The following is a 22054-nucleotide window of genomic DNA, read 5'->3' as shown; positions in this document are numbered from 1 at the left end:
GCCCTGAAAGGCTGGCTACAAAAAGGTTTTTTCAGAGTGCATATGACAATAAAAACATAATTATATAGTAAAGGAAGAAAAATGAAGCGCCTTGCCCTGACACTGCTGCTATGCAGTGCTACTTCAACATCATTTGCTGCTGACACTCAATGTTTGTCCGGTAAATACGATAGTTATATCGACGCATCTCTAAATTGGTATAAAGATCTGCTTTCACTAACAACAGAGCAGTACCCTGACCTTAAAGAGGTTGGCGACTGGTTTTATAACGGAAGACAGAATCACTTTGAGCTCAACCGCACAGCCGTTCACTATTATCTGCAAAACGATATGGCCAAAGTCGCTACAGAAAAACCGGTAGAAGCGTGGCTAAAACTTGAACAAAAAGACATTAAACAGTTGGCAGAACGTTCCGATGAGTTAGGCACAATTGCTGCTAAGTCTTTCGCTGATCGCCAGTCTAAGCCTCACCCGAAAAACTACGAGCTAAGATCGGCATTTGCTGATTTACTTAGCCATCCCAATAAAATTGATACTGCCCTAAGCAAATATAACCAGTCAATTTCAGCAGCTGAAGGCATTACGTGCCAGTAACCATATCAGACGCTTAATGTCGATCATCGAGTTATCGAAAATCAGATTGCGCAATTAAAACGGGACATCAGTCCCGTTTTCGTTTAGATTTAGCTCCTCGAAATCAGAGATAGTTACAAAAGTATTTGTCGTTATGGAAAACAGAACAGCAGAAGCCAGCTTCGAAAGCCTATTGCGAATCTTCACCATTCCGGAAGCAGCAGATTCCGCACTGACCAAAATAGAAGCACGCCTTTCTCAGAACCTGAACGAATTTCTTAGGGAACATATTGTTGCTGAAGAAAAGCCATTAAGAGAGATCGAGAAAGACTTTTCTGACGCTGTTATTCCGGAAACTCCGGCATTTGTTTCCGAGCATACCCAGCATCTGCTGGACACTCTTGTTTCTCACTCCGTGCATACCTCTGCGCCGAGCTTTATCGGCCATATGACCTCAGCACTGCCCTACTTTCTGATGCCTCTGTCCAAGATTATGATTGCCCTGAATCAGAATCTGGTAAAGATTGAAACCTCTAAAGCGTTTACACCGCTGGAGCGTCAGGTGCTCGGTATGCTGCATAAGCTGATCTATGGAGAGTCAGATGACTTTTACAATCAGTGGATGCACAGTGCCAAACACTCTCTGGGGGCATTCTGTTCCGGCGGAACCATCGCCAACATCACTGCACTTTGGGTAGCACGAAACAACGCACTAAAAGCGGACGGCGACTTCACCGGTGTACAGAACGAAGGGCTGTTCAGTGCCATGCGTCATTATGGCTACGAAGGTCTGGCGATTCTGGTATCAGAACGAGGCCACTACTCGCTGAAAAAAGCAGCCAATGTTCTGGGTATAGGCCAGAGTTCACTGGTGGCGATAAAAACTGATGACCATAACCGTATCTGTACTGAGGATCTGGAACAGAAAATCAGCCAGCTTAAGGCAAAAAACATTAAGCCTTTTGCTATTGTCGGTGTTGCCGGCACAACCGAGACAGGCAGCATAGACCCGATCAGAAAAATAGCCGAAATCAGCCAGCGCGAAGGCTGCCATTTCCATGTCGATGCGGCATGGGGGGGCGCCACACTGATGTCCAACAATTATCGTCACCTTCTGGACGGTATCGAACTGGCAGACTCTGTCACCATTGATGCCCACAAACAGCTGTATATCCCTATGGGAGCCGGAATGGTGCTGTTCCGCAATCCGGACGATATGAGAGCGGTCGAGCATCATGCTGAATATATTCTGCGTAAAGGCTCAAAAGATTTGGGCAGTCACACCCTTGAAGGTTCACGCTCCGGAATGGCCATGCTGGTATATTCCAGCATGCATATTATCAGCCGTCCCGGCTATGAGCTGTTGATCGATCAAAGTATCGACAAAGCCAAGTACTTCTCTTCACTGATTAAAGAGCAGCAAGACTTTGAGCTTATTACTGAGCCTGAGTTATGCCTGCTTACCTATCGATATGTTCCGGTTATTACTCAGCAAGCTCTTGCTGCCGCTAACCCTGCGCAAAAGAGAAAGCTTCTTAAGCTTCTGAATGATCTCACCAAATATGTTCAGAAGAAACAGCGTGAAACCGGTAAATCATTTGTTTCAAGAACACGCCTTAATCCACTGCAATGGGATAAACATGACACCATTGTTTTCAGGGTGGTACTTGCCAATCCGTTGACCAGTGAACAGATATTACAATCGGTTCTTAAAGAGCAGCGGGAAATTGCCACAAACAGCGGTTCTCTTATAAATGAAATAGAAAGTTACAGCCGGAAAGTTATTTCTAATTAGGGAAAGTAATGTTTGCAAAACTGAAACTTTCTTTCTTAATTTTGTAACTTAATCATCATTTAACCCTTAGGAAAACGTTAAATTTCAAAGATGATTCAGGCTTAAGTTTCTAAACTGAAATTTAGTTTGAACTTTGTCATGTTATTGCCATTAAATTGCAATTTTGATCCTCTTTTGTTTCTTTCCTGAACAGAGATGGGTTTATACTGATTCAGAGTTATATACTCAAGTGATCTCAAAATGCAGGATTCAGAGCTGCATCAAGGTGTTCAGTTCAAGGAAGGTAACTGTAGGAATGGTAATCCCTTTCAAAGTTGCCTGACACAGAAATGGACACCTTGATGAGCTCCCCGAGGGCGAGTTATATTGGCTCCTGCTCTGTGTTACTGATTCTCACCGTAGAATGACTATGGCTTCAAATCAGTGCCTTGATCAGAAGCCAATATATTCTCGCTGAAAGTGCATCTTGAGGTCACCTTGGGTATAAGTTCAATTATTGCCTAATTCTACAAGACCATAATTAAATGGCGTCTGAGCAATAGTATATGAACCCGTTTTTGATACTAACTTATTAGTAGTAATTATGAATACATTAGAAAAAATTCAGAAAAATCTGGAAAACTTCAGCAAATCCGAAAGAAAGGTTGCTGAAGTAATAATGGCCTCCCCCCAGACTGCCATTCACTCCAGTATTGCAACACTGGCCAAAATGGCCGATGTCAGTGAGCCGACTGTTAACCGATTTTGTCGTCGTTTAGACACCAAAGGCTTCCCGGACTTTAAACTTCACCTTGCGCAGAGCCTTGCTAACGGCACGCCTTATGTGAACCGCAATGTTGAAGAAGATGACGGACCTGATGCTTATACGCACAAGATTTTCGAGTCCACAATGGCTTGCCTTGACGTGGCGAAAAATAGTCTGGACTCAATGCAAATCAACCGCGCCGTTGATCTGTTAACACAGGCTAAACGAATCTCTTTCTTCGGACTTGGTGCATCTTCAGCAGTAGCTAAAGACGCACAAAACAAATTTATCCGATTTAATATTCCTATCGCCTGTTTTGAAGATATTGTTATGCAGCGCATGAGTTGCATTAACTGTACAGATAACGATGTTATTGTACTTATCTCTCATACCGGCAGAACTAAGAGCATGGTAGAGGTAGCAAATCTTGGCAGGGAGAATGGCGCAACGGTTATTGCCATTACCGCTAAAGATTCGCCGCTGGATAAAGCCGCTTCTCTTTCTATCACGCTGGATGTGCCTGAAGATACCGATGTTTATATGCCGATGGCCAGCAGAGTTGTACAGATGACGGTTATTGATGTCCTGGCAACCGGCTTTACCTTACGCCGTGGTTCAGGCTTCAGGGATAACCTGAAACGGGTTAAAGATGCACTAAAAGATTCCCGCTACGATAAAATCACCAATTTCTGATCATTGGTTTTAGTGCAGTAAAAAACTTTAAAAACGGAGCAATATTTGCTCCGTTTTTTATTCAGAGGTCTGCTTTTCATCTACAGCATAACCGAACCTGTTCACTTTCACGCTGACCTTCTGCTGTTCCGGCATTTCGCTGTCCGTTTGTTCATGACAGTCACAAACCTGCTCAAGAATATGCACAAGTCGTTCCTGTGTCAGGGGTATCGGATTACCTTTGATTGATACCGAGTGCATTCCGTCCTGAGCAACTTTCTCAAAACTTGTCATACAGATACCGAATTCCGCCAGATTTGGCAGAGATAGTGCCTCTAATACTTGCTGAGTCCAGACGACTGAATCTCCATACTCTGCATCCGGGCGAGCGGTGACTATTTCAGCAATCGTCTTATAGCGACTGAGGATATCACTCCTACCAGCCTCTTCAGCAGCCTGAATATTCTCCTGCATAACAAAAGGTGCCAACCTTGCAGTAATCACGCTATGAGGTGCTGTCAGTTTTCCCCCTAAAGAAGAAGCCAGACCGTGCGCTGCGCCAAGTTTGGCATTTGAGATAGCCATTCCGCCAAGCATAGCAGCAAAAGCCAGATCGGAACGAACCGCTTGATCATAGCCCTTCTTCAGGCCTTCAGTGGCTCTGACCAGCCGCCTTAACCCTTCTTCACACACCATATCCGTTAATGGGTTCGGCGCCCCACAGACATAGGCTTCCATCAAATGAGTAAAGGTCTCCATCGCCCCGCGACTGACAATATCTGACGGGGTATCAATGGTTAAATCGGGATCGACGATCGCCACATCAGGGAAGATATCAGCAGAACGTAAACTCACTTTCACCTTATCCTGACCAGATCTCAGCACCGCTTTATTAGTCACCTCTGCGCCGGTACTGGCCGTAGTGGGAACTGCTATAAATGGCAGAGGCTTGGTTTTCAGGGGCACACTACGGCCGACAACTTCCACATAATCATAGACATCGCCCTGATTGGGAATAATTGCGGCAAGTGCTTTACCCATATCAATAGCGCTGCCGCCACCGACGGCCACCACCATATCAGGCTTAAAGCGCCTGCCAATTACAGCGGTCTCTTCAATCATGGTGATATAAGGTTCACCGGAAATAGATACATGCTGGTAGCGCATGTTTTGCGAGTTGATATAACGGATAACCTTTTCAGCACGTTGAGTATTCTGCCCTGTGACTAAGAGTACACTGTATCCATACTGATTTAGCATAGAAAGGGAAGCATTCAGCGAACCTTCGCCAAATACTATCTTTGAAGATGTCATAAACTGGAACATACGTATCCCTGATAAATTTAGTATACCCAAGTTGTCTCTTTACACCCCTAACTGAACATAACCGGAAAACGACTTGGGTATACTGATATCAGAGTGCGCCTGTTCTCAATGCAACTTATTGATTTAGTTCAAGTCCACATAATTCTTTTCAACTCATGAGCAAAAGTTTGCAATGGTTCACACCAAGGAGGAATCAACAAATTAAGATAGTATCGGACTTGGTCACAGGTTACTTTGCCGTCAATCGATTTTACCTATCAGATCCAGAGGTTATTCAAGCTTTATTTTCTAAATCGCTTAAGGCATAGTTAGCCCATCAGAAAAATATAGATAAATCAGGAGAAAGCAGATGTTTGTAGTTATTTTTGGTCGCCCGGGTTGCCCATACTGTGTAAGAGCAAAGGATATTGCAGAAACCCTTAAAGAAAAACGTGATGACTTCAACTACCGTTATGTAGATATTCATGCGGAAGGCATCAGCAAAGCCGATCTGGAAAAGACAGTAGGTAAACCAGTAGAAACTGTACCTCAGATCTTTATCGACCAAGACCACGTAGGTGGCTGTACTGAGTTTGAAGCGTACGCAAAAGAGAACTTAGAGCTGTACTAATTAGCAGATAATTAGAATAGAGATTGAAAAAGCTGCTAACATCAATATGTTAGCGGCTTTTTATTTAACCTGAGTTCGGGATATTTAGATATCAATAATATCGAAATCTACAGCCGGGTTAACGTCAGCTTCATAATCCACGCCTTCAACACCAAAGCCGAACAGTTTCAGGAACTCTTCTTTATACTCAACGTAATCTGTCAGTTCCTTCAGGTTTTCAGTCGTGATCTGAGGCCATAGCTCACGACAGTGCTGCTGGATATCATCACGCAGTTCCCAGTCATCCAGACGCAGACGATTCTTATCATCAACTTCTGCTGCGCTACCGTCTTCTTTATACAGGCGCTGACTGAACATGCGGTAGATCTGTTCCATACAACCTTCATGAACATTCTCTTCACGCATCTTCTTAAATACCATTGCAATATACAGAGGCATTACAGGAATAGCTGAACTTGCCTGAGTGACTACAGATTTCAGTACTGCAACGTTAGCGCTACCGCCAGTTTCAGCAAGCTTGCTGTTCAGGGCATCAGCGGCTCTGTCCAGATCCATCTTAGCCTGACCCAGCGCACCATCCCAGTAGATTGGCCATGTCAGTTCTGTACCGATATAACTGTATGCCACTGTCTTACAACCATCAGCCAGTACGCCAGCTTCAGAAAGCGCGTTGATCCACAGCTCCCAGTCTTCGCCGCCCATAACAGTAACCGTATCTTTGATTTCCTGCTCTGTTGCCGGCTCTACACTCGCTTCAATAATAACGTCTTTGTTAGTATCAACAGCGGTAGAAGTATAAGTGTCACCAATTGGTTTCAGGGCAGAACGAATCACTTCACCCGTTTCCGGAAGCTTACGTACCGGAGAAGCCAGTGAGTAAACCACCATATCGATCTGACCAAGGTCTTCTTTAATCAAATCAATGGTTTTTTGCTTCGCTTCGTTAGAGAACGCATCACCGTTCAGGCTCTTAGCGTACAGACCTTCTTCGTGAGCCAGCTTGTCGAATGCGGCAGCGTTATAGAAACCGGCTGTGCCCGGCTTTCTCTCTGTACCCGCTTTCTCAAAGAAAACACCGATTGTTGATGCACCGCCACCGAATGCAGCTGCGATACGTGAAGATAGTCCATAACCACTTGATGAACCTACAACCAGCACCCGCTTAGGTGCATTTTTGATTTCGCCCTGAGCTTTTGTGTATTCAATCTGCTCTTTTACATTAGCTTCACAGCCTACAGGGTGTGTTGTTGTACAAATAAATCCACGGATACGGGGTTTAATGATCATTTTCAACGTCCTTTAATAAGTGAGGTTCGCACTGTTTTTGCTGCGTCACCTTTTAGATTCCCGCTAGGATAAAAGTTTAGCCGCAAATTCGCATCTTTTTTCTGCCAATTAGCCGTTTATTTTGAAGTGGTTGGAGTTGTTGAGACGAAAAAGGCACCCCGGATGAGGTGCCTCAGTTACGTCAGTGAATATTCTACGCGACGCTATTTAGCTTAGGTGTTGACTGCTTATGAGTCAGAGTCTCCGAGAAGTCATGACTGAAGTGATCCACCTGTACCGCTTTAATTCGTATCGCTTCTGCCTCAAGGATCTGCTTCACTTCCTGATCGGTCAGTACGCCAGCATCAAAGGCCTGCTTAAGTCTCTCTTTCAGGATACCTTTACGGGCTACTTTGCCCTCTTTCGCTGCCTGAACCAGCTTACGCTCAAGGCTACGAATCTCATACATCTTAATAAAGGCGGTTTCCATCAGACCAACCGCATCATCTGGATCATTACCGATATAACAAAGATGAGTCAGACGGTCACGATGTGCACCCGGAGTCATAATGCTTTCCGCAATACGCACAGAAAGGTTATCTTCAGGCTTATTAAAGTGGTTACCCAGCGGGAATACCAGAAGCTTCAATAAGCGACCGGCAACCTTGTTAGGGAAGTTAGTATAAGCTTCCTGCAGAGATTTCGCCGCGTTATACAGACAGTGCTGAATCGAGTAGTGAACATAATCCAGATCACTCTGCTGACGGCCGTCATCTTCATACTTCTTCAGCACTGCCGATGCCATATAGAGGAAACTCAATGCATCACCAAGGCGGGCAGAGATCATCTCTTTACGCTTCAGATCGCCCCCCAGCGTCGCCATGGCAACATCGGAACTCAACGCCAGCGCACGGCTGATTCGGGTCAAATCTTTATAGTAAACCTTGGTCGGCCCGCTCATGCTTGCCTTGATAAACTTAGAGCCAGTCAAAGCGGCAAACAGCGATCCAAAGGTGTTCTTCGCGCCATGTTTAATATGTTTAAATAGCAGTTCATCAAACTCTTTAGCACCCTGCCCCTGATCCGGGTTTGCCGCTGCTTCCATCTCTTTCAGTACATAAGGGTGACAACGTGTTGCACCTTGTCCGAAGATCATCAGGTTACGGGTAAGAATGTTGGCGCCTTCTACAGTAATGGCAACCGGAGCACCAATATAGAAGTTGGCCAGATAGTTCATCGGCCCCTGCTGAATACCACGACCGGCATGGATATCCATCGAGTCATCCAGCACAGTTCTTGCCATCTCAGTCATATGGTACTTAGCAATGGCAGTAACAATGCCTGGCTTCTCTTTCATATCCAGTGACGTCGTTGTCAGGGTGCGGGTCGCTTCAAGCAAATAAGTTAAACCACCAATACGTCCCAAAGCTTCTGCAACACCTTCAAACTTACCGATTGGCAGGCCAAACTGCTTACGTACATAAGCGTAAGCACCAGTAGTACGGGTAGTCAGGTGGCCCACTGCTGCCCCCATTGCCGGCAGTGAAATACCACGACCTGCAGACAAACACTCTACCAGCATACGCCAGCCTTTACCTACGTAGTCCTGTCCGCCGATAACCCAATCCATAGGAATAAACACATCTTCACCGCGGGTCGGGCCATTCATAAAGGCAAGCCCCAGCGGGTCATGACGTTCACCTATTTCAACGCCATTATGGTCAGATGGGATCAAAGCACAGGTTATACCCAAATCAACCCCGCCACCCAGAAGCCCGTCCGGATCCTGCAGTTTAAAGGCCAGTCCCAGAACCGTTGCAACCGGAGCCAGCGTGATATAACGCTTGTTCCAGCTGATACGCATACCAAGAACTTCTTTACCCTCATGCATGCCTTTACAGACAACACCAGTATCAGGAATACCGCCGGCATCAGAACCCGCTTCCGGCCCTGTCAGGGCAAAACAAGGAATATCGGTTCCGTCAGCCAGACGCGGCAGCCAGTAATCTTTCTGTTCCTGTGTACCGTAATGGGTAATCAACTCACCCGGGCCTAAAGAGTTAGGAACCATCACACTGACCGCAACACTATTACTGCGGGTAGCGATTTTAGAAACGATGGTTGAGTTCGCATGAGAGGAGAACTCACGGCCCCCATATTTTTTAGAAATGATCAGAGAGAAGAACCGCTCTTTAAGGATATAGTCCCAGACCTCTTTCGGAAGGTCTCTGTCCTCTTTCACAATCTTATGGTCATCAATCATTTCAAGAAGCGTTTCCACTTCATTATCAATAAACGACTGCTCTTCAGCGGTTAAGCTTGGTTTTGGGTAATGATGCAGCTTCTGCCAGTCAGGAGCACCGGAAAACAGTTCACCGTCCCACCAGACACTCCCAGCTTCCATTGCCTCTTTTTCCGTACTGGACAAAGGGGGGAGTACTTTTTTAAACATCTTAAATGCCGGGTCACTAACCCATTTTCTACGTAGAGAGCACATAGTTCAGATCCTTTTGTTCTATTCGATATTATTGCTTTAATTTTTGAATGTTGATGTTATTTCGCAGCAACGCCTGCTGCTAAAAATGGAATCAGCTGGTTAATGACCACTGTAGAATCAACCGCCTGACCATAATCGTTAAAAGCGATTTCCGCTAACGCCTGACTTGAAGCCATAGTGAAAACGCAAGTACCTAAAGTGAAGTGAAGCCGCCAGAACAGGGTTTCCGGACTAAGAGCCGGACCCGCTTTAATAATAGATTCAGTAAAATGGCGAAGTACTTCGCTGTATCTGGTAGTAATAAACCAGCGCAGGTGACCCTGAACATCGGTATATCCCCTACCCACCAGCAACATAAACCGGCTGGCTCCGTTTGGTCTCATTTCGTCCAGCTTAAGCAGAGGTTCCCTGAGGGTCTCAAACACCTCTTCCATGCTGTAGTCTTGTCTTTGGTTCAGAGTTATTAATGCATCACCAACGGCAGGCATAAACGCTTCCAGATAACGGTCTAAAACCGCCCTTACTAAGGTTTTCTTATCACCGAAATGATAATTCACAGAAGCCAGATTCACTCCCGCTTTGCTGGTGATCGCCCGCAATGAGGTATCGTTAAAGCCCTGCTCTGCAAACAGGCTCTCTGCCACATCTAAAATTTTGTCTTTTGTTTTGTTCTTCTGAACCATTTCAATCAACCGTATCAAACAACTGTTTGAAAATATACATCCGCAAAACAATATTAACAAGTACGCAACATCACATTTATGCTTTTCACATAAAGTAAATGAAAAATTTTCTGAAAAACTTATTTGTTACCGGAAATGGAAAAACTATAAATATCAATGAATAAGCAGCAAATATCCGTGCTCATAAGAGGAAGCTAATAATTTATTCTAAATTAATTAAAAATTAATTGAACTGTTTGCACATAGGCAAGTCTGATATTAGGTAAGTAAACAGAGCATTCGGAAAGGGGGCTTTGCAGGTCATCCTTGATTTCACACTGTTGAAAGCGAACATGCTGCTTTTTTTCTTATTAACTCCTATATTTGTAAAGCCCAATCCGGAATGGATTGGGCTCTTTTTTTATCTGGCTTTACAAATTCTGACTTTCTACTGCTTCCGGTTTCTTGTCTGGCAGAGTTACACGCAAAAGAACAAAGCCTATTACTGCTGCGCAAGTTGATCCCATCAAGATTCCCAGTCGCGCATAAGTATCAAACTCAGGGCTTACGCCTACGAACGCTAGAGACGAAATAAATATTGACATGGTAAATCCGATACCACACAAAACCGAAACCGCAAATATATGCCTTAACTTAATCCCGTCCGGAAGTTTTGCCACGCCCATTTTCACTGCAACCCAACTGAAAGTGAATATACCCAGAGGCTTACCAATCAACAATCCAAGCCCGATTCCCAGTGGTACCATAGAGGTAAGTCCCGACATTGAAACCCCTTCCAGAGATATACCCGCATTGGCAAAAGCAAATATCGGCAGAATAATAAAGGCAACATAAGGGTGTAATGCATGTTCCAGATGTTTAAGGGGCGAATACTCTGACCCTTTATCTCCGTCAAGGGGAATGGAGAATCCGATAACAACACCCGCCAGAGTTGCGTGCACACCGGACTTAAGAACCGCTATCCACAAAATGGTACCGGCTATCAAATACCAGGTCAGGTTAATCACATGACGCGAGTTCATGATAAACAGAACCGCAGTCATAACAAACCCTATCGCCAGTGCCCAGGTAGAGAGATCACTGCTGTAGAACAGGGCAATAATCACAACAACGCCAAGGTCATCGATGATCGCCAGCGCCAGCAGGAACACCTTCAGGCTGATAGGAACACGGGAGCCCAGCAGAGCCATAATACCTAATGCAAATGCAATATCTGTTGCAGCAGGAATCGCCCAGCCCTGAATGGCATCGGGATCAGAGAAGTTAAATACCGAGTAAATTAAAGCCGGTGCCAGCATACCACCTACCGCTGCAATAGCAGGAAAGATGGCTGTTTCTCTTGACTTTAACGCCCCTTCCATCAGCTCTCGTTTCACTTCAAGGCCAATCAGCAGGAAGAAGACAGCCATAAGGGCATCATTAATCCAGTGCAGAATAGACAGACCGAAAACATAAGTATGCAACACGGCATAATAGGTCTCACCCAGTGCTGAGTTGGCAACAACCATGGCGACCGCAGCAGCAATCACCAGCAGAATACCGCCGGCAGACTCCATTTTTAAAAAGTCACGAATGATATCAGTCAAAGTTCACCTCACTGTTATTTTTATTCGAGTTTTGTTTCATAACGAGTAATGCGCAGTTTAAAGCCTCAATAAAGACAGGAATAATCGATTCTTCAGAGATAATAGTTCGGAAATACCGAATTTTTAACATGCTAACAACATTTATAACCAGTATTCGCAAATACTGTATAAAATAGTAGAACAATTTCTGTCAGTTAGAATATTTTTAGCTGATATCTTGATTGCGCATGCACACAGTTTCACTTGTTTGGCAATCAATTTCTGTGAAGTGACAAGGAGTTAATTGGATTTAAAACAGAGATCAGTAACCGGATAGCCGTAATGAGCCGCTTCCTTTGCTATTGCCCAGTACTGCCACTGGCCCCTGCCAGTATGGTTCAATAAAGGCGTGCCACATCTCTTTCTTCAGTGCGCTTACGGTGAACTTAACATCCAGCTTGGGGATTGAAACTACCCAGTTAAGAGGAAGGGATTTACCATTGTATAGTTGCGACAACTGTAATGGGGTTATTTCAATATCGCTGTCTTGTAACAAAATACGGTGACCTTGCCGGTCGGTAACAGAGCCAAAACTATAGCTTGGCAGTGACTTGATACGGTTGTGCCGAATAGAGACAAGCCTGCCGTCGTCAAGGTTAACAACGAACTCTGCCTGCTTCTGTACCTGCATAATCGCTGAGTCACTATGCCACTCTTTATCCAGTGTTGCCCTGCCCTCAACAGCAATCAGTTTTCCGTCCAGCAGCAAATTTCCGATAACGCGGATAAAGGGAACCTGAAAACCGTAGGAAGCAACAGGTAGTAAATTATGCTGTTCAACATAACCTGACACTCCTTCTGGTATATAAGGTGATTGCGCCAGAGATTTTAATGACAACGAGAAGCTATCCGTTGCGACATCCAGAATACCGGGCAGAGGAGAAGCACTTGCAGAGCGCCACAACCAGTTATCAATCCAGAGTCTGAATGGACGGGTTCTTAATCCTGCCTGCCCCAGCCCTCCCCTTGCAAGGCGCTGCTGGCGCCAGACACCTTTGTCGGAACTGACAATAATCTGGGCAATATAGAGCTGGGAGCTTTTCCATCCACCTGAGATATCCTCATCACGGGAGACTCTCTGATAGTTCCAGTGCACCGAGTAACGATTATTTTTTGTGTCGGTCAGATGCGCTGAATAGTGCCAGGTTTCATTCTGAAAGCCGGGGTGAAAGGCAAAATCTTGTGGAAATGTAACGGTTGAGTCAGGAAGAACAGGATCAAAGGTGGCAGCTGGGTTTACCCCATAGGTGCTGTGTAATTTAACAGACACACTTTCGCCCGGCTGCTGTTGAAAAGCAGAAAAGTAAAAGGCTATTCCGGCTACCACAATAACGAATAATGCGCTGTTGAGAACCCCTTTAAGCTTCATATTACAACGCATCCCTTAAGGACTTCATCGGCGTTCGTTTTACCATACCCACCACAGGAATCGCCCCCGCTATCACCAGAGCGATCATAGCCCACATAAAGGTATTAAAGTATTTCCAGGGTATTACGTATAGATGCATTGTCCAGCCGAAAGACTCTTTCAGCACCACTTCCACCATTATCTGAGCCAGAGCCAGTCCCAGCGGCATGGCCACCAACGCAGAAATCACCCCAAAGACAAACAGCTGCAAACAACTCAAAAACACCAGTTCTTTACCGGACATACCAAAGCATCTGAGTAAGGCAATATTTCTCTGTTTAGAGATTTCACCGGCGATGGTAGCAAAGAAGATACCACAAACCGCAATAATCAAAGTCAGGTTACCCAAGGTGTCGGCAATAACGAATGTCCGGTCGAACACTCTCATCGCCTGACTATGAATATCCTTGTTGTTAAAGATTCTTTCCGCCGACATACGGAAAGAGGCCTGCAACTTATCGGTCAGAGCGGCATGTTCTGCATCAGGTTTTAGCACAACACCAAGCCCAACATTGCCCTTGCCGTCAAACAGCCTCATCCAGTTATTGTGTGATAGCAGCACCTGACGATATGGGTTACCGTAATCGTAATAGACACCAACAACCTGCCATTTATCTGCGGGACGGTTGTTCGCTATTGAAGAGTCTGCAGCACTGCCGAGGGCAATATAATCACCGGGACGGATACCATCCTTAAGAGCCATAGACTCACTGACCATCAGGCCTCGGGAACTGTTCAGGTGATACCAGAAATTAGGGATAGCCAGTTTCACCGTAACCGCATTTCTTTCTGCCAGACTCTGCCCCGTACTGACCACTTCCAGCATGCCTTTTGATGTGCTGACATCTTTCTCCCAGCGCCACCAGACATCATCGACTTCCGGCTGATTTTCCAGCCAGCGGCTGATGCGCGACACAGAACTGCTGGTCGGATAAATATACATATCAGCGGCTAGCTTTTGATTCAGCCAGTTATCTGTTGTTTCGCGGAAGCTCCCAACTAAGGTTTCTACCGCAACGTTCGCAGACATAGCCAACATAAAGGCCATCACTGCCACACCACGAAAGCTCATACTTGCCGCCGCATCGGCAAAGAACCAGCGTGCTTTAACCCACTTAAGTGAAAACGACAAAACCGTAAACAGCTCGAAGATAACGAACGGCATAAACAGGGCAACGCTGATCAGCAGAAGCGCCACAATAACAAAGCCCACCTGAGGGCTGTCAGACACCTGATACAAAGCAGCAGCAATCACACAAAGTACGCAGGCAACAAACGCCTGCCATGAGAACTCTCGCCCGGCAAAACGAACCAAAGATAACCGGGCTGTCAGGCGGATAGGCTGAGAGCGCAGCAGACGAATCATAGGCCAGGTACAGGCCAGTACGGTACCGAAAACCGCCATTCCAAGGCTCTGCACCATCGACATCCAGTCCCAGTCGATGGTAAGGCTTACGTTAGCATTGTATAAATCCGATAACGTGGTCGATACGGCCGGCATCAGTTTATTGGCCAGCATTAAGCCGAATACATTGCCGTAGATCCAGCCGGATAGAATCAATATTACCAGTTCAAGAATCAGAGCTTTGGCAAGTTGCCAGCCTGAAACACCAGCCTGACGCAGAATTCCCACCATAGGCTGACGCTGAATAAAAGAGAGTGAAATCGCCTGGTAGAAGATAAAAAGACCGACCACAAAGGAGAGCATCCCCATAGCCGTCAGGTTCATATGAAATGCCTGAGTAATAGACTCAAGTTCCGCCTTAGAGTTTTTAGAGAACTCCATTCCGTTAGGAATCATGCCCTTCAGTCTTTTCAGCTTCTGTTCCGGCATATTGGCGCAGGCAATAGATGAGAACCCACCCTGCCTCTTTAAAGAGCGAACCAGCGACATATCGGCAACAATCAGAGTACCGTCCAGCAGCTTGTTATTATCGATAATAACCGGGCCAAGAGAGATGCCATTCTTAAGCTCAATTTGATCACCGGCCTGTTTTCTCAGATGAGATGCCAGCTCCTGACTTAGCAGAACCGGCGAGCCCTGCTGCATTAACTGAAAGTGAGAAAGCTGGTTTGAACCGACTGATAACCCGAGCTCAATCATAGCAACAGGATCTATGCCCACCAGAGAGATATCCTGCCCTTTTTCGGTTTCTATCTGCACCGTATCAAACGGCACACACTGATGAAAACCATCACGACGCAGCTGAATATAGAAACCCTGCGGAATTTTATTGGCATTAAACTTAGGTGTTATCCGGTAAGGCAGAGGATTAGAGAAAAACTTTTCCCCGTCTTTATAGCTCTCTTTAGCGTGATGGTTTATCGCCGTTACACCGACAAAGATAGAGACACCGAGTGTCAGGCCAAACAGAACCAATAGAAGTTGCAGGGGATGACGACGGTAGTGGCCAAGTAGCGCTTTAACTACGGGCCATAACATGCAACTGCCCTCCCTGAAGGCGGATGCAGCCGTTCATATGTTGCGCCACTTTTTCACTGTGAGTGACCAGAAGCAGCGTCGTGTTAAGTTGCTTGGCCAGCGAGGTCAGAAGGCGCATTACCGCTTCGGCATTTCGTTCATCTAAGCTACCAGTTGGCTCATCAGCCAGCAGAAGCTTCGGCTCCATATAAAGCGCCCTTGCGATCGCTGCGCGCTGTTGCTGGCCACCGGACACCTCTTCAGGGTAACGTCCCAACAGAGCCATAAGATCAAGAGAAGAGAGGATCTGACGCCATAAACCTTTATCTTCCGGCAAACCTTTAAGCTGGCGGCAGAAACGAATATTGTCGGCAATGTTAAGAGTCGGTAGCAGGTTATATTGCTGGAAGATATGGCCGATATTATTGCGGCGGTAGGCGGTCTTTTTTACTTCAGAACTGTCATTCATATCGAAGTCAGGAAAGGTGATATCACCGCTGTCAGCGACATCCAGACCGGCAATCAGGTTGAGCAGAGTACTTTTGCCTGAACCGCTCTCTCCCATCAGTGCCAGTTGGTCACCCTGATTTAATACTAAGTCTGCGCCCTGAAGTACAGGATGGAACTCACCTCCATCAACATAACCTTTACTCAGGTTGACAAGTTTAAGCATTAAATCACTCTCAACAATTCCAAATTGGGTATGTGAATCTACACTAAAACCGCACAATCTCAAAGTGTTTTGAATAGCTGATCACACTATTTAAATTGAATATGAAAAACTGAACGATTCGTGTCCTATTTTGACTAATTTTTTTTGCAAAACGAAAAAAATAGCACCTTTCTGCTCAAATCGCCGACAGGTAAAGAGTTAATGCTCAATAAGGTTGCGAATCCACTTTTTACTTCTTAGCCGGGCGATGGCGGTAAAGCACTTAATCACCTCTTCAAGCAAAAATAGAGCGTATACCCATTCAGGCCGGATACCGAAGTAAATCGCTGCGGCCGCCGCAACGGGAATACCGATAAACCACTGAGTGATCATATCCTGATACAAACAGTACTTAACATCGCCTCCCGCTCTTAATACCCCGACAACCAAGGTAAGGGGAATCGAACGAATAACCATAGCAACACAAAGTACCAACATAAATTTATCCGCCAGTTGGCGGGTTTCAGCAGTCAGGGCGCTGAACGAGTCCAGAATGGGTATCTGCACCAGATAAAGCAGAATAGCGACACAAAAACCAAGGCCGATGCTTAAAAACAGCAAACCGACTGACTGGTAATAGACGGCATCATAACGTTTTGCCCCGATCTGATTTCCCGTTAATACTGCGGCGGCATTAGAGGTTCCTATTAGCAGGCTTAAGGCAATAGAGTCTACCGGCGTCATAACAGAGAGCGCAGTCAAACCCTGCACCCCTGTCTGGCCCATAATGGCATGATAAGTAAACATACCGGCAGCCCAGATAAAGAAGTTAAAGGTGGTGGGAAGAGAGAGTTTCAGAAAGCGATAAACCTTAGTACCCTGCATAGCGACACGGATATCGCATAACCTGAAAGCGAGCAAATTATCTCTGGAGTAGAGATAGTAGTACAGACAGACAATCTCAATGGCACCACTCATCACAGTGGCAATAGCCGCGCCCTTAATGCCCAGCGCCGGCATACCAAGATTACCGAAAATAAGAACCCAGTTAAGAAACACATTGGAAAGAATGCCGATACCACTAAAAAAGGTACTGATGCCCGGCTTATGCATGGCCCTTAAGCCAACCGCCATACTGCTGACACAAGCAACGGCAAACATACTTAATGAGGTGATAACAATGTATTCACTGCCAAGTTGAGTTACTTCTGCGGAATCCGTTGCCAGCCCCATAACCTGCTCAGGAAACATCATAAACAGGACAACCGTTAACAGGGCAAACAGGTTAGCAATTACCCAGGTCAGGGCGGTACTCGCGCGCACGCCATCTCTGTTACCTGCCCCCCAGTACTGCGCCGTTAACAAAGCACCGCCTGTGTTTACCCCCACCAGCATAATGGTGGTCACAAACATGGCCCGGCTGGCCACCCCTACAGCGGCAATATCTGCTTCACCTAACTGACCCAGCATCAGTACATCCACCAGACCACGGCTGGAGAACATTATATTCTGCAGTGCTATTGGCAGGGCAATAGCAAACAGACGACGCAGAAAATCGCCTTTTGTATGCTGGTAAACTAGTGATAAGGTATTGTTCATTAAGACCTCAATGAAGGGAAAGAAGCTGCCGGACGGGATTAAATGGCATTCTACGCCCAATACGCATCAATCACCATAAAAAAGGAACTCGTCTTAAATGGAACAGAAAAAAATATTGGTACTTGGTGCTTCCGGTTATGTCGGATCCCAGCTTATTCCCCTATTACTATCTGAAGGACACAAGGTCACTGCGGCTTCAAGGAACATCGATTATCTGAAAGCGCGGGTAAAACCCGATGACAATCTGGCCATTTGCTATCTGGATCTGGTTGATAAAGAGGAAACCGAAAAGGTTGTACTAGGGCATGACTTAGTCTTCTTTCTTGTCCATGGTATGGCTCACGGCCATGACTTTCTCGACTATGAAATCTCTCTTGCCAATAACTTCAGAGATGCACTGGCTCAAAGTGAGGTAAAGCATGTGGTTTACCTGAGTGCTATCCAGCCTCAGACAGGCAACTCAGAACACCTTATTGCCCGCAAAAAAACCGGAGAGATCATTCGTCAGGCTGGTGTTCCCGTTACCGAACTTCGTGCTGGTGTGATTATCGGCCCCGGTTCTGCCGCGTTTGAGATCATGAAGGATTTTACCTATAACCTGCCGATACTCATTGCACCTAAATGGGTGGATTCAAAAGCCAACCCCATTGCACTAGAAAACCTTAATCATTATCTGCTTGCCCAGCTCGAAGAGTCCCCGACCGAGCATCTCTACTACGAAGTGGGCGGCCCTGATGTACTTAGCTACCGTGACCAGTTTGCTGTGATTTGTGAGGCTGTTAACCGCCCGCTGAGGCTGGTTTCGACTTCACTACTGACACCTAAAATGGCCTCATACTGGCTGGGCTTAGTCACTTCTGTCCCGTCCAATATCGGCAGAGCATTACTTGCCGGACTGGAACACGACTATATTGCCGACTCACAAGCCATCAGAACCAAATACCCGCAAATATTAATCCGCTATAAAGATGCGGTATTCAGTTCAATCCGTTCAGAGGGTGAGTTTGTAAGAAGCAATATCTGGGGTTACGACTCTGCCGCCTTAAAACGCTGGCAGCCCGGCTATGGCTATTACGCCAAAAACGCCGGTTCTTCTATAAAAACCCAGTTGAGTAGCGAAGAGTTATGGCAGGTAGTTAAACAGATAGGCAGCAAGAAAGAAGGCTACTTCTTTGCCAACTCACTATGGCGTACACGGGAGTGGCTGGATATCTTTTTTGGCGGAGGCCTGCCCAAAAGGCGCTCTCCGGCCGGGCCGGAACTTAAAATCGGTGACCATATCGACTCATGGAAAGTGATCCGCTGCAAAAAGAATCGGTTCTTGTCATTGCTATTCGGTATGAAAGCGCCCGGTTTAGGACGACTGGAATGCACCATAACAGATCACGGTGATTACAGAGAGTTGGATGTGCGGGCGTGGTGGCACCCTGCCGGATTCAGGGGACTACTCTACTGGTTCGCTATGATGCCTGCGCACCTGTTTATATTCCGAGGAATGGTCAGGGCGATCGACCGTAAAGCCGCCGCCCTGAAAAACAGAGCCTGAATTAAAAGCCGATTGGGATTTCAGCCAGCTGATTTCCGGCATTGTTAGGAAACAGCAGATACTCGCCGTGATATTTCACCAGAGATTTATACTTGGTTCGCTTATGCAGCAAAAAGCCAGCATCCGTGGCCAGTTTAATAAACTCAGCGTGGTTGCCACGAACGTAAAAACTCATTGGTTTCACCAGCTCACTGCCGCCTTCAAAGCAGTCGTCGCACTGCTTTGCACACAGTACCAGAGAGTTATCCCCTTCGGTATAAACCTGCACTTTTTCAGTCACTTCATATTCTGAACAGTAGCTCCAGCCTTTATCATAAAGCTGATCCAGAAACTCATTAATCTGAGAGTCCAGAACCGGCTTTGGCGCTTCATCTACTGGTAAAAACTGACCATAAAAACGAGAGATATTTTCAAAGGTAAACATCAGCTCAGACTGAGTTCCCTTACTACGCCCCATTTTCTGCCAACGTTTTAAATCGTCGACAACACAGCGATCAAAGGTCTGTGATTTAAGGTGCTTACTTACCCAGCGAACCAGAAAGTGGGTATTGCTGACCGGAGAGTTTACCAACCGGCCTTTTTTATGTTGCTGCTGAATCTCGCTTAACGCGCTATTCACTACATTTTGTATTTCAATATAGTAACAGGTCATGAAACCTTTCTTCCTAAAAACCAATAGAGTGAGGCTGATAATACAGCACACATTGTCATTACAAGTATCATCGGCCAGGCACTGTTACTCGGTAACATAGCCACCAGAACACCAACCAGAGAACCGGTACCGAATCTCAGGGTTCCTGCCAGTGATGAAGCCGTACCCGCCATGCCCGGATAATTAGATAGCAGTAACGCCATAGAGTTACTACCGATTGTGGACATAGTTCCGATATAAAGCATAACAAAAGGCACAATGCCCCATAAACCTATGTCTGCCATCCAGCCGAAAAACAGCGCTATACCGGCAATTAACTGAACAGAAATGCCGAATGCCAGCATCCACTTCGAACCCATCTTTTTAACGATACGGCCATTAATGGTGGTCATCAGAGTCAGACAGATAATATTAAGGCCGAACAGATAACCGAAATCCGACGGGTCTACACCGTATATATCGATATAAACAAACGAACCTGCCGTCAGAAAAGCAAACATACCGGAAAAAGAGAAAGCGCCGGAAAAGATCAGCCCGATAGCAATAGGGTTGGTGCATAAGCGGGCGTAATTCTGCATGGTAGTCTTGAAGCGCAGCGGCTGCCGGTTCTCCGCGGCCAGCGTTTCCGGGATCTTCCACAATACAGAGAGAATAACTAAACCAGAGAACAGAGTCAGAACCCAAAAAATAGAACGCCAGCCAAACCATTCAGCAAGATGTCCGCCCAGCATAGGCGCAATCAGTGGAGCAACCATCATCACCAGAGTGATAAAAGACATGGTACGGGCGAAGTCTTCCCGGTCAAACATATCCCTGACCACAGCCTGAATAATGACCGCTGCCGCGGCACCGGCAAAACCCTGAGCTGCACGGATATAGGTAAGTGACTCAATATCCGTTGAGATGGCGCATACAATGGAGCCGACGGCAAACAGCAGTATTCCCGTCAGCAGAACAGGCCGGCGGCCATAGCTGTCGGATAACGGCCCATGCAGTAGCTGGCCGATAGCAAAACCTGCGGTATAAGTGGTCAGGGTAATCTGAACCGCACCCGGCTCTACGCCGAGTTCACGGGCAATGCTGGGCATTGCAGGCAGATACATATCAATCGCCAGAGGAGTCAGGGCACTGATAGCGCCCAGTATTAAGAAAACAAGCAGGCTGAGTTGGGTAGTTTGACTCTGAGTCATACGCCTCCAGAAATGGGTTGAATGTTAAAAAGCAAAAAATTATTTAACATCTTAATCTTTAGTTTGACAAATGTTACAAAAAATCAGCCCCAAACAGAGTTAATTTCTTCTTCAGTCAGATAGCGGTACTCGCCCGGTTCAAGCTCTTCATCCAGCTCAATGGCGCCGATGCGCTCACGATGCAGAGCTTCTACTTTGTTGCCCAGCGCAGCAAACATACGTTTTACCTGATGGTACTTACCTTCAGTGATGGTCAACAGCACCTGATGCTCGTCAATGATCTCTAGTTCAGCAGGCAGAGTGGCTTCGCGCTCGTTTCTTAACTCGATACCGTTTTTAAACTGCTCTGCGTAACTGTCCTGAACAGGATCAGCCAGCCATACCCGGTAGGTCTTTTCGCATTTATGTTTAGGTGAGGTGATCTTATGGGACCATTTACCGTCATCGGTAATCAATACAAGGCCTGTGGTATCCACATCCAGCCGGCCTGCAAAGTGGAGCTTTTCCATCTTCACTTCATCCAGCAGAGCAAATGCTGTGTGATTAAAACCATCTTCGTGAGAGCAGACAAAACCTTCCGGCTTAAACAGCATAATATATCTTGGCCCCTGCTTAGCCACTTCCCTGCCCTGCCACTCAACAATGCAGCTCTCGGTCACCTTATAAGAACCGCTTTTCTGTACCTGCTCATTGACGGTGACATCACCACTTTTAATGATCTTTGTCGCTTCTTTACGGGTTGCCCCCAGCGCATCACACAAAAATTTATCCAGACGCATGATTACCTCTTTTT

General features: G+C 46.2%; 17 protein-coding genes. 5 read left to right on the top strand and 12 right to left on the bottom strand.

All coding sequences use genetic code 11. The features are described 5' to 3' along the window. Positions 1 to 81 precede the first annotated feature (81 nt). From PK654_RS06685 to PK654_RS06675, 3 genes are all read left to right on the top strand, one after another. Positions 82 to 594 (top strand): hypothetical protein, encoded by a 513-nt coding sequence (locus tag PK654_RS06685; protein WP_271698423.1) that lies wholly within the window; start codon positions 82 to 84, stop codon positions 592 to 594. A 133-nt stretch (positions 595 to 727) separates the two neighbouring features. After that, on the top strand, positions 728 to 2368 hold the full coding sequence (panP, locus tag PK654_RS06680; protein ID WP_271698422.1) for a pyridoxal-dependent aspartate 1-decarboxylase PanP: 1641 nt from the start codon (positions 728 to 730) through the stop codon (positions 2366 to 2368). A 583-nt stretch (positions 2369 to 2951) separates the two neighbouring features. After that, positions 2952 to 3806, top strand: coding sequence for a MurR/RpiR family transcriptional regulator (locus PK654_RS06675; RefSeq protein WP_271698421.1), 855 nt, complete (start codon positions 2952 to 2954; stop codon positions 3804 to 3806). Positions 3807 to 3863: 57 nt separating this feature from the next. Here the strand turns inward: PK654_RS06675 and PK654_RS06670 are convergent, their stop codons facing one another. Beyond that, positions 3864 to 5111, bottom strand: coding sequence for an iron-containing alcohol dehydrogenase (locus PK654_RS06670; RefSeq protein WP_271698420.1), 1248 nt, complete (start codon positions 5109 to 5111; stop codon positions 3864 to 3866). A gap of 349 nt (positions 5112 to 5460) precedes the next feature. Here PK654_RS06670 and PK654_RS06665 point away from each other — a divergent pair, with 349 nt between their 5' ends. Continuing rightward, positions 5461 to 5721 (top strand): GrxA family glutaredoxin, encoded by a 261-nt coding sequence (locus tag PK654_RS06665; protein ID WP_271698419.1) that lies wholly within the window; start codon positions 5461 to 5463, stop codon positions 5719 to 5721. Positions 5722 to 5805: 84 nt separating this feature from the next. Here PK654_RS06665 and fabV read toward each other — a convergent pair whose 3' ends face one another. The 8 genes from fabV to PK654_RS06625 all read right to left on the bottom strand — a co-directional run bounded on the left by fabV (position 5806) and on the right by PK654_RS06625 (position 17873). Beyond that, positions 5806 to 7008: an enoyl-ACP reductase FabV gene (gene fabV / locus PK654_RS06660; RefSeq protein ID WP_271698417.1), complete on the bottom strand. Its 1203-nt coding sequence runs from the start codon at positions 7006 to 7008 to the stop codon at positions 5806 to 5808. Between the two features lie 193 nt (positions 7009 to 7201). Then, entirely contained in the window at positions 7202 to 9484 is a 2283-nt protein-coding gene (locus tag PK654_RS06655; RefSeq protein ID WP_271698416.1) for an acyl-CoA dehydrogenase, read from the bottom strand. Positions 9485 to 9540: 56 nt separating this feature from the next. Further along, a complete protein-coding gene (locus tag PK654_RS06650) occupies positions 9541 to 10167 on the bottom strand; it encodes a TetR/AcrR family transcriptional regulator (protein WP_271698415.1) in 627 nt (208 codons plus the stop codon). Positions 10168 to 10577: 410 nt separating this feature from the next. Next, on the bottom strand, positions 10578 to 11753 hold the full coding sequence (nhaA, locus tag PK654_RS06645) for a Na+/H+ antiporter NhaA (RefSeq protein WP_271698414.1): 1176 nt from the start codon (positions 11751 to 11753) through the stop codon (positions 10578 to 10580). Positions 11754 to 12054: 301 nt separating this feature from the next. Further along, positions 12055 to 13161, bottom strand: a complete 1107-nt coding sequence (locus PK654_RS06640; protein WP_271698413.1) for a lipocalin-like domain-containing protein — start codon at positions 13159 to 13161, stop codon at positions 12055 to 12057. Position 13162: 1 nt separating this feature from the next. Continuing rightward, positions 13163 to 15643: an ABC transporter permease gene (locus PK654_RS06635; RefSeq protein WP_271698412.1), complete on the bottom strand. Its 2481-nt coding sequence runs from the start codon at positions 15641 to 15643 to the stop codon at positions 13163 to 13165. Beyond that, the gene (locus tag PK654_RS06630) at positions 15624 to 16295 is read right to left on the bottom strand and encodes an ABC transporter ATP-binding protein (protein WP_271698410.1); all 672 of its coding nucleotides are present in this window, start codon (positions 16293 to 16295) and stop codon (positions 15624 to 15626) included. Before PK654_RS06630 ends, PK654_RS06635 begins: the two co-directional genes overlap by 20 nt. A gap of 198 nt (positions 16296 to 16493) precedes the next feature. Further along, a complete protein-coding gene (locus tag PK654_RS06625; RefSeq protein WP_271698409.1) occupies positions 16494 to 17873 on the bottom strand; it encodes an MATE family efflux transporter in 1380 nt (459 codons plus the stop codon). Between the two features lie 97 nt (positions 17874 to 17970). Here PK654_RS06625 and PK654_RS06620 point away from each other — a divergent pair, with 97 nt between their 5' ends. Further along, entirely contained in the window at positions 17971 to 19419 is a 1449-nt protein-coding gene (locus PK654_RS06620) for a DUF2867 domain-containing protein (protein ID WP_271698408.1), read from the top strand. Position 19420: 1 nt separating this feature from the next. Here the strand turns inward: PK654_RS06620 and PK654_RS06615 are convergent, their stop codons facing one another. From PK654_RS06615 to rsuA, 3 genes are all read right to left on the bottom strand, one after another. Next, positions 19421 to 20071, bottom strand: coding sequence for a DUF2913 family protein (locus PK654_RS06615; RefSeq protein ID WP_271698407.1), 651 nt, complete (start codon positions 20069 to 20071; stop codon positions 19421 to 19423). Next, entirely contained in the window at positions 20068 to 21261 is a 1194-nt protein-coding gene (locus PK654_RS06610; protein WP_271698406.1) for a Bcr/CflA family multidrug efflux MFS transporter, read from the bottom strand. The genes PK654_RS06615 and PK654_RS06610 overlap by 4 nt, the downstream gene beginning before the upstream one ends. An 83-nt stretch (positions 21262 to 21344) precedes the next feature. Next, entirely contained in the window at positions 21345 to 22040 is a 696-nt protein-coding gene (gene rsuA, locus PK654_RS06605; protein WP_271698405.1) for a 16S rRNA pseudouridine(516) synthase RsuA, read from the bottom strand. Positions 22041 to 22054: the final 14 nt, after the last annotated feature.

The sequence above is a fragment of the Vibrio sp. SCSIO 43137 genome, assembly GCF_028201475.1.
Classification (GTDB): domain Bacteria; phylum Pseudomonadota; class Gammaproteobacteria; order Enterobacterales; family Vibrionaceae; genus Vibrio.
The sequence above is the reverse complement of the archived record's forward strand: the minus strand, read 5'-3'. Positions and strand labels throughout refer to the sequence as shown.